This window comes from Stutzerimonas decontaminans, assembly GCF_000661915.1.
In the GTDB taxonomy this organism is placed as follows: Bacteria; Pseudomonadota; Gammaproteobacteria; order Pseudomonadales; family Pseudomonadaceae; genus Stutzerimonas; species Stutzerimonas decontaminans.
The window spans coordinates 2,431,555-2,445,671 of record NZ_CP007509.1 but is presented as its reverse complement, the minus strand read 5'-3'; the positions used below and the strand labels follow the sequence as shown (position 1 = coordinate 2,445,671).

The 14,117-nt window shown below is 61.0% G+C and carries 12 protein-coding genes and 1 tRNA gene; 4 read left to right on the top strand and 9 right to left on the bottom strand.

Annotated features, from left to right (window positions below; translation table 11 throughout):
- Nucleotides 1–3: 3 nt before the first annotated feature.
- The 3 genes from UIB01_RS11225 to arsJ all read left to right on the top strand — a co-directional run bounded on the left by UIB01_RS11225 (nt 4) and on the right by arsJ (nt 2,711).
- Nucleotides 4–330 (top strand): YnfA family protein, encoded by a 327-nt coding sequence (locus UIB01_RS11225; protein WP_038660247.1) that lies wholly within the window; start codon nt 4–6, stop codon nt 328–330.
- Nucleotides 331–355: 25 nt separating this feature from the next.
- Nucleotides 356–1,360 (top strand): ArsJ-associated glyceraldehyde-3-phosphate dehydrogenase, encoded by a 1,005-nt coding sequence (locus UIB01_RS11220; protein WP_038660244.1) that lies wholly within the window; start codon nt 356–358, stop codon nt 1,358–1,360.
- A gap of 136 nt (nt 1,361–1,496) precedes the next feature.
- Nucleotides 1,497–2,711 (top strand): organoarsenical effux MFS transporter ArsJ, encoded by a 1,215-nt coding sequence (arsJ, locus tag UIB01_RS11215; protein WP_038660241.1) that lies wholly within the window; start codon nt 1,497–1,499, stop codon nt 2,709–2,711.
- 346 nt (nt 2,712–3,057) lie between these two features.
- On the opposite strand, the gene UIB01_RS22765 is transcribed toward arsJ, so the two are convergent.
- The 8 genes from UIB01_RS22765 to UIB01_RS11180 all read right to left on the bottom strand — a co-directional run bounded on the left by UIB01_RS22765 (nt 3,058) and on the right by UIB01_RS11180 (nt 12,198).
- A complete protein-coding gene (locus UIB01_RS22765) occupies nt 3,058–3,237 on the bottom strand; it encodes a hypothetical protein (protein WP_080695082.1) in 180 nt (59 codons plus the stop codon).
- A gap of 135 nt (nt 3,238–3,372) precedes the next feature.
- Complete coding sequence (locus tag UIB01_RS11210) at nt 3,373–4,059, bottom strand: RES family NAD+ phosphorylase (protein ID WP_038665690.1); 687 nt, start codon at nt 4,057–4,059, stop codon at nt 3,373–3,375.
- Complete coding sequence (locus tag UIB01_RS11205; RefSeq protein WP_038660238.1) at nt 4,059–4,466, bottom strand: antitoxin Xre-like helix-turn-helix domain-containing protein; 408 nt, start codon at nt 4,464–4,466, stop codon at nt 4,059–4,061. The genes UIB01_RS11210 and UIB01_RS11205 overlap by 1 nt, the downstream gene beginning before the upstream one ends.
- A 272-nt stretch (nt 4,467–4,738) precedes the next feature.
- A tRNA-Leu gene (locus UIB01_RS11200) sits at nt 4,739–4,825 on the bottom strand.
- A gap of 81 nt (nt 4,826–4,906) precedes the next feature.
- On the bottom strand, nt 4,907–7,186 hold the full coding sequence (locus UIB01_RS11195; protein WP_038660235.1) for an ATP-dependent DNA helicase: 2,280 nt from the start codon (nt 7,184–7,186) through the stop codon (nt 4,907–4,909).
- Nucleotides 7,183–8,820: a VRR-NUC domain-containing protein gene (locus UIB01_RS11190; protein WP_038660232.1), complete on the bottom strand. Its 1,638-nt coding sequence runs from the start codon at nt 8,818–8,820 to the stop codon at nt 7,183–7,185. Before UIB01_RS11190 ends, UIB01_RS11195 begins: the two co-directional genes overlap by 4 nt.
- A 146-nt stretch (nt 8,821–8,966) precedes the next feature.
- Nucleotides 8,967–10,355, bottom strand: a complete 1,389-nt coding sequence (gene hemN / locus UIB01_RS11185; protein WP_038660230.1) for an oxygen-independent coproporphyrinogen III oxidase — start codon at nt 10,353–10,355, stop codon at nt 8,967–8,969.
- A gap of 223 nt (nt 10,356–10,578) precedes the next feature.
- A complete protein-coding gene (locus UIB01_RS11180) occupies nt 10,579–12,198 on the bottom strand; it encodes a methyl-accepting chemotaxis protein (RefSeq protein ID WP_038660227.1) in 1,620 nt (539 codons plus the stop codon).
- 586 nt (nt 12,199–12,784) lie between these two features.
- Here UIB01_RS11180 and galU point away from each other — a divergent pair.
- Nucleotides 12,785–13,624, top strand: coding sequence for a UTP--glucose-1-phosphate uridylyltransferase GalU (galU, locus tag UIB01_RS11175; RefSeq protein ID WP_015277032.1), 840 nt, complete (start codon nt 12,785–12,787; stop codon nt 13,622–13,624).
- Nucleotides 13,625–13,659: 35 nt separating this feature from the next.
- Here galU and UIB01_RS11170 read toward each other — a convergent pair whose 3' ends face one another.
- On the bottom strand, nt 13,660–14,082 hold the full coding sequence (locus UIB01_RS11170; RefSeq protein WP_038660222.1) for a VOC family protein: 423 nt from the start codon (nt 14,080–14,082) through the stop codon (nt 13,660–13,662).
- Nucleotides 14,083–14,117: the final 35 nt, after the last annotated feature.

Sequence of the window (14,117 nt, the reverse complement as noted above, 5' to 3'; positions counted from 1 at the left end):
CTCATGCTGAATACGCTTGGCCTGTTTGTGATCACAGCGGTCGCAGAAATCGTCGGCTGCTACCTCCCGTACCTCTGGCTGAAACAGGGCAAGAGTATCTGGTTGTTGGTGCCGGCGGCGGTCTCTCTTGCGCTGTTCGCCTGGTTGCTGTCTTTACATCCCACTGCTGCCGGGCGCGTGTATGCGGCTTACGGCGGTGTGTATGTCGGCGTGGCGCTGGTCTGGCTGTGGCTGGTCGATGGCGTTCGCCCGACCTGGTGGGATCTGCTCGGCTGCACGGTGGCATTGCTGGGCATGGCGATCATCATGTTTGCACCACGAACCTCCTGAATCACATTTCAAAAGCGAGTCATCCATGAGCATCAAAGTGGGCATCAACGGCTTCGGCCGCATCGGACGTCTGGCAATGCGCGCGGCATGGGATTGGCCGGAGCTGGATTTCGTGCAGATCAACGATCCGGCAGGGGACGCGGCCACCCATGCACATTTGCTGAACTTCGATTCCATCCATGGCCGCTGGCAACACGAAGCGGGATCCGATGGCGACTGGCTGGTGATCGACGGCCAGCGGGTCAAGGTCAGCGCCAACAAGGCGATCGCCGACACCGACTGGTCGGGCTGTGATCTGGTCATCGAGGCCAGCGGCAAGATGAAGACCGTGGCAGTGCTGCAACAGTATCTGGAGCAGGGCGTGAAGCGCGTGGTGGTCAGCGCGCCGGTGAAGGAACCGGGTGCACTGAACATCGTCATGGGCGTTAACGATAGTCTGTTCGATCCGGCGCAGCATCGCATCGTCACCGCGGCGTCCTGCACCACCAACTGCTTGGCGCCGGTGGTCAAGGTGATTCACGAGCAGCTCGGCATCCGTCATGGCTCGATCACCACCATCCATGACCTGACCAATACGCAGAGCATTCTCGATCAGCCGCACAAGGATCTGCGTCGCGCGCGGGCTTCGGGCATGAGCCTGATTCCCACGACTACCGGATCGGCCACGGCGATCGCCGAAATCTTCCCGGAGCTGCGCGGCAAGCTCAACGGCCATGCCGTGCGTGTACCGCTGGCCAATGCCTCGCTGACCGATTGCGTGTTCGAGGTGGAGCGCCCGACCGATTCCGTCGAGGTAAATCAGCTGCTCAAGGCCGCGGCCGAAGGCGAGCTGAAGGGCATTCTCGGGTATGAGGAGCGGCCGCTGGTTTCCATCGATTACCGCACCGACCCACGCTCGTCGATCATCGATGCGCTGTCGACCATGGTGGTCAACGGCACCCAAGTGAAGATTTACGCCTGGTACGACAACGAATGGGGCTATGCCAACCGCACCGTTGAATTGGCGCGCAAGGTGGGGTTGGCGGGATGAAGCGCATTTGAGCGGTGAGGGCGGTTCAAGGTGGAGATAGCTGGTGGGGCAAAGCCCACCGCTGGTTCTCACCCAGGCCGCCTTTTGCACGTTATTGCACTGTAACGACCATTTGACCAACGAACCGGAACCCGCCATGCAAGCCCTTGCGCGACTGTCCCCCGAGGTGCGCCAGTATCTGATCGTCACCGGTAATTACTGGGCCTTCACGCTCACCGACGGTGCCCTGCGCATGCTGGTGGTGCTGCATTTCCACGCGCTGGGTTACTCGCCGCTGCAGATCGCCGCGCTGTTCCTGTTCTACGAGGTGTTCGGTGTCATCACCAACCTGGTCGGTGGCTACCTCGGTGCGCGGCTCGGCCTGAACCGGACGATGAACCTCGGCCTGGCGATGCAGGTAGTGGCTCTGCTGATGCTGACCGTGCCGGCGCCATGGCTGACGGTTGCCTGGGTGATGGGCGCGCAAGCGTTGTCCGGTATCGCCAAGGACCTGAACAAGATGTCGGCCAAGAGCTCGATCAAGCTCCTGGTGCCCGACAGTCAGCAGGGCACGCTGTACAAATGGGTGGCCATCCTCACCGGCTCGAAGAATGCGCTCAAGGGCGTCGGATTCTTCCTTGGCGGCTTGTTGCTCACGCTACTGGGATTCGCCGGCGCGGTGCTGGCGATGGCTGCGGTGCTGGCGGTGATCTGGTTGAGCAGCCTGGTGCTGCTGAGAAAGGATCTTGGCAAGGCGAAGGCCAAGCCGAAATTCAAGGACATCCTCTCCAAGAGTCCGGCGATCAACGTGCTGTCTGCGGCGCGGCTGTTTCTCTTCGGCGCGCGCGATGTCTGGTTCGTCATCGCGTTGCCGGTGTACCTGAGTACGGTGTTTGGCTGGAATTTCTGGATGGTCGGCGGCTTTCTGGCCTGCTGGGTTATCGGCTACGGCATCGTCCAGTCGATCGCGCCGGCCATCACTGGCAAGCGCAGCGGCAAGGTGCCGGACGGACGCGCAGCCTTCATCTGGGCTGCGCTGTTGGCGGCACTGCCCGCGGCGATCGCCGTCGGGCTGACGGGCAATGCGTCGCCTCAATGGGTACTGATCGGTGGATTATTGCTGTTCGGTGCGTTGTTCGCGGTGAACTCTTCGCTGCACAGCTATCTGATTGTCAGCTACGCCAAGGAAGACGGCGTCTCGCTCGATGTTGGCTTCTACTACATGTCCAACGCCATGGGCCGGCTGATCGGCACCTTGCTATCTGGCTGGGTATTCCAGGCCTATGGGCTGCAGGCCTGCTTGTGGGTTTCTTCACTGTTCGTGCTGCTCGCCGCGCTGATTTCGCTGCGTTTACCTCGTCACGCGCACTAGTCGTGCAGGTCGATCGGGTGGGGCGGCGCGACCTGCATCGCTCAGTAGGTGCGCTGCAGCTGCGCCCAGAGCTTGCCGGTGTCCATAGATTGGTCGTTGACGTTGCCAGACCCTTGGCAGCGGGACGGCACGGCTAGTAACCGATGTTGATCTCCCCGTACGCTGGGCTGCCGCGCCCGGCGCGGAAGTCGTGGTCCCGGCACGGTTTGAACTCCGACGAGGGTGTGCTGTTTCTGAGCGTAGGGTAGAGCGCCTGCCGTTGTTGCCGTTGACCGTCGGCCAGGACGCAAAATGCCTGCGACAAACGATCTTCGATCGGATCCAAACATCTAACAATAAGGTGCGCTTAGCTATTTAAAGCTGCTCTTAGCATGCCGACATCCTGTGCGGCGCGCTGAATCAGCGCAGCTGCGTTCGGGCATGGCTTGTCGTGACCGATACGACGCCCGCGGCGCCAGTGCGCCATAGGCTGGAGTGCGCTGATATCCGATCGAGTGACCAGTTCTTCGAGTGATCGCTTGCTCATGTTCGCGTCCTCATCTCGTGAGTTCGGTGGAGCGTCCGTGCGCCATGGGGAGTCCATGAGCAGATAATGCGCGGCGTTTGTTACAGCGCTTTGGCAGCCTCATTCCGGCTGATGAGCGGTGGCAGTCGTCTGCGATCAGACCTCGCCGATTGCGCTGACGCTGGTAATGCCGGCGTTCCAGATCATCTCGTAGTGGGCGGCCTGGATAACGGAAAGCACACAGCGCGGGGTCATCAGGGCCCAGCAACACTGATCCGGCCTGCGCACCGAGTGGTAGCGCAATCCTGGAAAACCGTCCTGCCTGACCTGGCGACCGAACTGACGACCTGCAGAGTAATCCGCGGCATCGTAGATTGGGTCCGTCATCGCAACAGCGATGGCATCCAGCATCCCTGCCTCATTGAAATGGCAGGACAGTCCGCGGAAAACGAAGCGTTCGAAGTTGAGCCCCACGACCTTGGACCAGTACAGCTCCTGATGGTGACGAACCTCTGCGAGCGCGGTTTCCATGCTGTCGGCCAGGTAGAGCACGCCGTAGCTGCCATCGCTGAAGCGCGAGCCGGCGGGATTCACGTGGGTAAAGGGGGCGGTAGCGTAGGAGCAGCCGGGGATGCCAAAGGGGATTTCCGAACGGGGAATCAGTTCGAGGCGACCGGTCTCGTTGTGCAGGCGGGGATTGGTCAAAGCCTGCAGCTGATAGAGCACTTCGAACTCATCGGCATCGGCCACATCATCGAACAGATCAATGGGTGGGAATTTCGAGTTGACCAGCCGGTACGCCTGCAACCTGCCTTCCGGCCGGACTGGCAGGCGCTGCGGCACTACCACTGCGCGCCCCTCAGGCTGTCGATCCGCCGGAACGACTCGTACAGCGAAATCATGTCGCCCTGTGCCATGACCTCCAGGGGCGATCGCCCATTGAAGAACTCGTTGTTGTTGGGCATCGCCGCGAAGCCATAAGTGTTTTCCGGGTTGTCGAAGATCAACCGCAGCGCAGCATGGATATTCAGGATGAGGCTCACCCGCTGCATCTGATCCGCGTCCAGGCTGACCGACCAATCCGGATTGCGCAGCTTGGCGCGAGCATGGGTGCTGCGAGAGATGCGCAATATCCGACATGCCTGTTCGGTAGTTGCCTGCCATTTATCAAGAATGTTCACCGCAGCCCGCAAGCCAGTGGCGCACTGATCCTTGGTAAAAATGACCGCCTCTTGAAGAGTTGCGCTCATATGCGTTCGCCTCAGTTTGATCTGTAGATACAGATTAGCATTATTTGTATCCATGGATGAAATTTGGCGCGAGCGATCTTCATAGGCATTGTGCTGTGGAAGTGGGAATTGAAGCGACGAAGTTAGGCGAAGCGAGTGCTGGTTCTGGAAATTGAGATGGAATCCAAACGCAGTTGCTGGCGGTTTTGTTTGAAACCGTTAGCGCTAGCTGCAGAAAACCTGGAAGGTTGCGGAGATCACTGAACAGCAGTGAGCGGGAGAGCCCAGCGAAGTGGTGCCCGGAGCGGGGGTCGAACCCGCATACCCTTTCGGATGAGAGATTTTAAGTCTCTTGCGTATACCAATTTCGCCATCCGGGCGTCGCAGTGCGCCGATGGAGAATCGGCGGCGCAGGACTATAACGAGCCTCCGTGCCCCACGCAACCACAACGACTGGTCGCTCAGCCACCCGCACTGGTCGAGAGTGACCACCAGCGCGGCAGCAGCCGACGGATCTGTGGGCGGCCGAAACGGTCGTCGATCAGGTGCACGACACCTTCGTCATCCTGAGTACGGATGACCCGGCCCGCAGCCTGGATGACCTTCTGCAGGCCAGGATAGAGGTAGGTGTAATCGTAACCGAGGCCGCGTCCGAATATCTCATCGAAACGCCTTTTGAACTGTTCGTTAACAGGATTGATCTGGGGCAGGCCGAGGGTCGCGATAAATGCGCCGATCAGGCGCCGGCCCGGCAGGTCGATGCCTTCAGCGAAGGCGCCGCCAAGTACGGCAAATCCTATCCCTTTGCTGCGTTCGGTGAATCGACCGAGAAACTCATTGCGCGCTGCTTCCCGCATGCCGCGGGTCTGCTCCCAGAACGGAACATCCGGATACTGCTCGCGCAGTAGGGCGGTCACCTGTTGCAGGTAATCGAAGCTGCTGAAGAAGGCCAGGTAGTTGCCTGGCCGCGTGCGGTACTGCGTGCCGATCAGCTCGACCACCGCGTCCAGCGAGGCTTCTCGGTGCTGGTAACGCGTCGATATGTGTTCAGCCAGGCAGATCTGCAGCTGATGACTTTGGAACGGCGAATCGACTTCTATCCAGGCGCTCGTTTCTGGCAGGCCCAGGGTGTCGGCATAAAACCGCCGCGGATTCAGCGTAGCCGAGAACAGCACGCTGGAATGCGCCTGGGTGAGCCGCGGCTCGAGAAACGGTGCGGGGACCACGTTGCGCAAACACAGGCATGAGCGTTTGGCCGTGCTACGACCCGCCGCCGGCAGCAGGCTGATATCGAACAGCGAATGCTCGCCGAACAGCTCGGCAATCCGGCAGAAGTGCATGGCGTCGAAATAGGCGCGTTGCTGCTCGGCATCCAAGCCGGCGGGCTGCTCGCCAAGGTAGTCGGTGATGGCGCTGACGGCCTGCTGCAATGCACCCAGCAGTTTTAGCGGCAGCTCGGCTTGCACCTGGTACGTCGTCGTCTGCTCGCGATGCAGCTCGTTCCAGCAGCGCTGAACACGACTCAACGGTCGCTTCAGCGGGGCGGGTGCCTTGCTGCCAAGGCCGGCGAAGGTGCGCTGGTCGAGTTCCGCGCTGTACATACCGCGTGCCCGCTCGAGTAGGTTATGCGCCTCGTCTACCAGCACACAGACACGCCAGTCGTTGCTCAGGGTCAGGCCGTGGAGCAGCGCGCTGATGTCGAAGTAGTAGTTATAGTCACCCACCACCACGTCAGCCCAGCGCGCCAGTTCCTGGCTCAGGTAATACGGGCAGACCTCATGTTCGAGCGCAATGCCTCGCAGCGTCGCCTGGTCGAGCATGCAATGCTGAAGCGCTTCGACACGGGCTGCCGGCAGGCGGTCATAGAACCCCTTGGCCAATGGGCAGGAGTCGCCGTGACAGGCCTTGTCCGGGTGCTCGCAGGCCTTGTCGCGCGCGACCAGTTCCAGCGTGCGCAATGAGTCAGCGCCGCTGCGCTGCAGGCTTTGCAGAGCGTCCAGCGCGAGACGTCGGCCGGAGGTCTTCGCGGCGAGAAAGAACAGCTTGTCCAGCTGCTGACCGGGAAATGCCTTGAGCTGCGGAAATAGCGTGGCAAGGGTCTTGCCTATGCCGGTCGGCGCTTGCGCCATGAGCGTAGTGCCGGTGCAGGCCGCCTTGTAAACCGCCTCGGCCAGTTGCCGCTGCCCAGAGCGGAAGTCTGCATACGGGAAACGCAATGCGGTCAGAACCTGATCGCGCGCGGCCCGGTGGGCCAGTTCCTGGTCGGCCCAGTCGATGAATGCCTGGCATTGCACCTCGAAGAATCTGCGCAGGTCCGCAGCGGTGTACCGCTCGATGAACAGGGTTTCCTTGTGACTGGCTATATCGAAATAGACCAATGCCAGCTCGACTTCATCAAGTCCGCGTGCCTGGCAGAGCAGCCAGCCGTAGATCTTCGCTTGCGTCCAGTGCAGCTGCCGATGATTGGCTGGCTGGCGTTCAAGATCGCCGCGAAAGGTCTTGATCTCTTCCAGCCGGTTGCGCACCGGATCGTAGCCATCGGCGCGTCCGCGCACGTTCAGTCGCTCGTACTGGCCTTGCAGCGCGACTTCGCGCTCGTAGCCTTCACCGCGCCGTGCGGTGACCTGGGCATGACCGGCGATACCTTCCAGCGCAGTCGGCGAGGGGGTGAAACGCAAGTCCAGATCGCCGACCTTGGCGGTGAATTCGCAGAGCGCACGCACCGCGACCCGATAGCTCACGACGTTGCCTCGGCCCACTGCACATGACACACGGCGATAGGCAGGCCGTGCTGGTGGGCGTAGTCGATCCAACGCTTCTGGTTGTCCTGCAGGCGATCGCCCGGCCCCTTTACCTCGATCATGCGATAGCGGCGTTCCTTCGGCCACAGCTGGACAAGGTCTGGCAGGCCGGTGCGATTGCCACTGACATCCGCCAGAATGCGCTGGAACATCAGCTTGAGATGGGTGGCGGGAATGCAGTCGAGAGCGAGCGCCAGCAGCTGCTCATCTATCAGCCCCCAGGCGACGAAAGCATTGTGGATACCGAGCTTTGCCTGGAAGGTGCGCCAGATGCAATCACGGTAATCATCGCTGTCGAGACAGGCCAGGCAGGCAGCGAACAGATCGGCTCGTCGCTGATGAAAGTCCGCGCGGTTCAGATCGGCCGGCGCCCAGTGAAACGGATGAAAGAACGCACCAGGCAGCGGAGCGAAGATCGCCTCCCAGCACAGCAGGCCGAACAGGGAGCCGATCAAAGCGTTCTCGACGTAATAGACGGGAGCCTCGGGTGTCGACAGATGCTCACGCACGGCATGCTCGACGCTACAGCCGGCGCTGGCGAGGACCAGATCGAGCTGCTCCGGCTTGCGACTGCGCGAGCGATCGGTGGGGATGCCCAATCCGCGCTGGAGACGCGGCAGGATGCGCTGCAACTGCTGCAATTCATGTTCACTTTCCGGGGCTGTCTGAGCCCGAAGCAGCAGCTCCAGCGCCGCCGCTGGTTGGCCACAGCGTTCCAGCACCCGAATCGCGCGTTCGCGTGCGCCCGGATAGGGGTTGGCTGCGTGCAGACGCAGCGCCTCGGGCAGCTCCCCGAGCCGTTCGGCCTGCTGGCCGATACGCAGGAGCAGCTTGCCGCGGCGGCTTTCCAGCCAGTCGTTGGCATAGGGCGTGAGCGGGATGTCGGCCAGGACATCCGGCAGGGAGTCGCCGGTGTCGAAGCGCTCGCGGCAGCGATGCAGGTGCAGATAGGCATCCAGATCGGTGCGGCAGGTGAAGGCGCGCGAGGTAGGCGAAAAGGCGACTTGCTCGTAGCGATAGATTCCGAGATCGGCCAGAACGAACTCGGACCAATCCTGATGAATATTGCCGAAGAACAGCAGGCGCAGCCGCTCGCAGAGATCGTCGATGCATAGCGCGAAAACCGCATCTTCGATGTGCCTGCACCACGCCTGAAAAGGCTTTGCCGTGTCATGGACGGCCCGCAAGCTTTCCAAAAGCTCGGCTTTGCGTAGGTTGGCGGATGCCGCAGCTTCGAACACCTGCAACAGCTCGCCTTTGGTCATCAGTGCGAACAGCTGCTCCAGCGTCAATGCACGCTCCGCGTCGATCCAGCCGTGCTCGATCAGCGGCAGAGCTGCGTGGCGTGGGCAGCCGATCTCGGGATAGCGCAGCTTGCCCGCGCGAAACAGCGTGCCCTTGCGCATCACCATGCGTACCAGCAGCGCCTGGGAGGCTTGGGGCAACAGTGCGAAACGGTCGATGAAGTCTCGTTCGGCTTCGTCCAGCAGATCGCTGTGGTGACGGCTAACCCAGGCCAGCACTTGCTGAAAGTTGTTGAGATAGTAGAAGGGATTTTCCAGGGCCTGACGCATTGCACATCCGCTGAAGCTGGGGCGTGGGCGGCCCGCTCAAAGACTGGCTATTTATACAGCTTCAGCAGGTTTTGGCAATTCTAAGGCGATCGGCGGAAGGTGGACGGGCGGCCCGATTGCCGCCCACACACGCCAGGGATACGGGATCAGACCGTACGGGAAAAGCGCCCGCGTTGCTCGCCACCGAGATAGGCGTCGAAGGCCATCGCTACGTTGCGCATCATCAGCTGCCCTTGCGGCAACAGGACCAGCGCATCGTCATGCAACTCGACCAGGCCGTCAGCAACCGGCTCAGCCAGCTTGGCCAGCGACTCGGCGAAATACTCGCGGAAGTTGATGCCGTGCTTGCGCTCGATCTGCGCGTAGTCGACGCGGCTGTGGCACATCAGCGACACGATCACGTCGCGGCGCAGACAGTCGTCTTCGCTCAGCTTGTAGCCGCGATGCACGGGCAGCATGCCCTCGTTGAGGCGGGCGTAGTACTGCGAAAGCTCCTTCACGTTCTGGCTGTAGCTGTCGGCGACCTTTCCGATGGAGGAGATGCCCAGCCCGATCAGGTCGCAGTCGGCATGCGTTGAATAGCCTTGGAAATTGCGTTGCAGCGTGCCATTGGCACGAGCCAGGGCGAGTTCGTCTTCCGGCAGGGAGAAGTGATCCATGCCGATATAGACGTAACCGGCGGCGGTAAGGCGCTGGATGGTCAGCTCCAGCAGCTCGAGCTTGCGCTCTGGCGGCGGCATGTCCTCGGGGCGAATCAGCTTTTGCGCACGCACCAGCTCCGGCAGGTGGGCGTAGCTGTAGGCCGCAATGCGATCGGGGCGGATGTCGATGATCTTGTCCAGCGTGGTGTCGAAGCTGGCCACCGTCTGCAGGGGCAGGCCGTAGATCAGATCGACGCTGATGGACTTGAATTGCGCGTCCCGGGCGGCCTGGACCAGCTCGCGGGTCTGCTCCTCGGTCTGGATGCGATTGACGGCAATTTGCACCTGCTCGTCGAAATCCTGCACGCCAAAGCTCAGGCGATTGAAGCCGAGCCTGCGCAGGCCATGGATCTGCTCGGGCGTGACGGTGCGCGGGTCGACTTCCAGCGAGAACTCGTGGTTGTCGCTGTCATCCATGTTGAACGCATGATGCAGGCTCGCCATCAGGTCGGCCAGCTGCTCGCTGGTGAAGTAGGTTGGCGTGCCGCCACCCAGGTGAAGCTGAGTCAGCTTGCGCGAGCGATCGAACAGTTCGCCCTGCATGGCGATCTCGCGCTTGAGGTATTCAAGGTACTCGACGGCGCGATCGGTCTTGTGGGTGATGATCTTGTTGCAGGCGCAGTAGTAGCAAAGGCTCTTGCAGAACGGGATGTGGATGTACACCGAGAGCGGCTTGGGCGGTTGCGTTTGATTGCTGCGTGCAGCAGCGGCGCGGTAATCGTCCTGGGCGAAGGCCTGGTGAAACTGCGGGGCAGTAGGGTAGGAGGTATAGCGAGGACCGGGACGGTCGTACTTCTCGACCAGGGCCCGGTTGAAGCTCGGCAGTTGGTCCATTGTTCGTTTCACCTAAGGGTTGAATTCGGAGTCGGGCGCGGAACGCGGTGTCACCCTTGGGTGTTTCCGGCTCAGGCAGGTCATGGGCGCGGATTATGGACGATTCGCTCCGGCGCGCCGACTGTCTCAGATCAAGAATAGCGTCCCGGCGGCACTCCGAACCGCACCGTTGGGCGATTAGAAATGCGCACCGGGCGCGGCCAGGAAGGCCGCGCCGCTGTGGTCAGAGCTTGAACTGGCCGACCAGTCGGTTCAGTTCGGTCGCCAGGCGCACCAGCTCATCGCTGATCTGCGAAGTCTGTGTTGCGTCCGCCGAGGTGGTGTCGGCGATGCGACTGATGGTCGTGATGTTGCGGTTGATCTCTTCGGCAACCGCGCTCTGCTGCTCGGCGGCCGTTGCGATCTGGGTGTTCATCTCGTTGATGGTGCCGACTTCATCGGCGATCACACCAAGGCTTTGCGCGGCCTTCTCGACGCATTGCGAACCCGAGCGGGCGCGCAATTGCGCTTCGCTCATGGCTTGCACGGCGTTACGTACGCCACTCTGCAGTTGCTCGATCATCGCCTGGATTTCTTCGGTGGACTTCTGTGTACGCGAAGCGAGGGTGCGCACCTCATCGGCAACCACCGCGAAGCCGCGACCCTGTTCGCCGGCGCGTGCCGCTTCGATGGCAGCGTTCAAGGCGAGCAGGTTGGTCTGTTCGGCGATGCCGTTGATCACACCGAGCACCATGTCGATGCTGGCACTGTCGCTTTCGACCCGCTGAATCACTTGCGCCGCCTTCTCGATCTCGGCGATCAGCACTTCAATGCCATCAAGCGCTTCGGTCGCGACCTTCACCCCGGCCTTGGACTCGGTATCGGCCCCGGTAGAGGCGGTGGCGGTCTGGTTGGCGTTACGTGCCACTTCCTGCACGGTCGCGCTCATCTCGTTCATCGCCGAGGCGACCATATCGGTTTCGTTGCGCTGCTCGTTGACTGCCGCCAGGGTCTTCTCGGCGACATGGGAAACGCGCTCGGACACGTCCGTAAGCTGATGAGTGACGCCGGCAACGGCTTCCAGGCTGTGGCGGAACTTGCCGATCATGCGGTTGAAGGCATCGCCCATCGCGCCGATCTCGTCCTTCGCGCCTACAGCAACGCTGCGGCTGAGATCTTCATCTTCGGCCATGGCATTCATGGTGTGGCGCATGGCGGTGATGCGACGAATGATCACATGGCGCACGGTCATACACATGACCACCACGCCAATGACCAGCAACAGCAACTGAATCGCACCACTGATCATGATGTTGCGATCGACTTCCTGATCCAGCGCTTTCAGGTCATAGCTGATGCGCACAGCGCCCATGACTGCATTTTCGCTGACCTGGTGGCAGGTCAGGCAGTTTGTGCCCCGGTAATCAGCGTGCGCGAGGATGGGGTTGATGACGGTCAGCACACGGCCGCCGTTCTGCTTGTTGACCTCGATAATCTCCTCGCCACTCAGCGCGCGCCGATCCAGCGCGTCGGCAGGCGCCTGGTGTGCGAAGCCTGGACCGAACACCTTGGTGACTTCCTCACCCCGGATGATGCGTGCATCGATTACACCCGGGCGCGCGAGGATCTTGTTTCGCAAGACCTCACGCTGCGCCATGGTGCCGGTCAGCATCATGGTGTTGATGCTATCGAAATAGGAGTCGGCGGCATCCTTGGTCTGCTGCTCCACCACCTGCAGGACCAGGCGCTTTTCCGTACTGGCGGCTATGAACAAGGAGGCGGACATGATCGCCACCAGCACCAATACCAGGGCCAGATTGATTTTGGTCTGCACGGACATCTGTCGAGAGGCGGAGCTGTTCATGTTCTTCCTTAGTACTACTGCCACACGGAGGTAGCTGCCATGGCGCACTATTGTTCTTTTTTCCCACGACGCAGCGATGGGCTAGCAATCTCAATCCCTATCGGCGAGCTGGCGAATTTCTTGAAGATCGACGCTAATGCTAGCTATGCGCCATTATCGGGCACGCTATGGTATTGCGTTCCGGTCGATCTCGAGTGCATCAGCAGAGCAATGAGGACGCAAATACAGCTTTCAATGACGCAGGTCAGTGGAGCGTCTCGTGCGCAAGGATGCAATCTGGCTGTAACGGCATGCAGATAGATATGCGTGTAGCGCCATGCTTCACCTTGGTGCGGATGAAAGAGCGCAGGGTCCAGCTTTACAGAATGGCAAAGCGATATTAGCGTTGCCGACCCGTCTGGATCGCGATCATGGAAGCGCTTCGGGTGGCGGGCATATTTTCTGCATTCGCTCAGTGCGCTCGCTGCGAACCCATATGGAAAACGGTGGTCGTAGGCTCTACGCCGGCAAGACCGAGCAACACCGCAAGGCAGCTGCTATATCGACAAGCAGTGCATCGACTGGAACCTTCATTTCAAGGACTCACATGATCAAAAAATGCCTTTTCCCCGCTGCCGGATATGGCACACGTTTTCTTCCCGCAACCAAGGCCATGCCCAAGGAAATGCTGCCGGTGGTGAACAAGCCGCTGATTCAGTACGGGGTAGAAGAGGCACTGGCGGCTGGGCTTAACCAGATCGCGATCGTTACCGGGCGCGGCAAGCGCTCGCTGGAAGACCATTTCGATATCAGCTATGAGCTGGAACACCAGATCCGCAACACCGACAAGGAAAAATACCTGGTTGGTATTCGCCGCCTGATCGATGAGTGCAGTTTTTCCTACACCCGCCAAGTTGAAATGAAGGGCCTCGGCCACGCGATTCTTAGCGGCCGCCCGCTGATCGGCGACGAGCCGTTCGCCGTGGTGCTGGCGGATGATCTGTGCATCAACCTGGACGGTGATCCTGTCCTGGCGCAGATGGTCAAGCTGTACAACCAGTTCCGCTGTTCGATCGTGGCGATTCAGGAAGTTCCGCCGGAAGAGACCAGCAAGTACGGCGTAATTGCCGGCGAGATGATCCGCGACGACATCTACCGCGTCAGCCACATGGTCGAGAAGCCCAAGCCGGAAGACGCGCCGTCCAACATGGCGATCATTGGCCGCTACATTCTGACCCCGGACATCTTCGATCTCATCGAGCAGACCGAGCCGGGCAAGGGTGGCGAAATCCAGATCACCGACGCGCTGATGCGCCAGGCCCAGGATGGCTGCGTACTCGCATACAAGTTCAAGGGGCAGCGCTTCGACTGCGGTAGCGCCGAGGGCTACATCGCGGCGACCAACTTCTGTTATGAGCACTTCTACCTAACCGGTAAGGCGTTCTGAGCCAATTGGGCCACCTCCGGGTGGCCCAATTCGTTTCAGGGCTGCGGCATGTCTTCAGCGCCTGGCCCGAGCGGCTGGCCAAAGCTGAACTCGACATAATTGCCCGCCGGGTCGCGTAGTCCGCAGTAGTAGCCCACCGGATAGGGCTCGTCGCGCGGCTCCCATATCAGACAGCCGTCCTCGCGTGCCCGATCGGCGATCTCATCGACCTCTTCCCGACTGGCCAGCGCAAAACCGAAATGGCTGTAGTCGTCCATCGCCAGCGCCCGATCCTTGCCGCCCGGCATCATCACGAAAATGAACTCGCGCTCCTTGCCAGGCTCGGCCATCCAGACGATTCGTGAGCCTTTGCCAGGGCGTTCGTGGAACACGTGCATGCCGCAGAAGCGTTCGTAGAAGGCGATGCAGGCCTGCAGGTCAGGCACGTGCAGCGCGAGATGGGTAAGGGTAGGGCGCATGGGGCACTCCTTCGGTGAACCAGAGCGGATGCGTG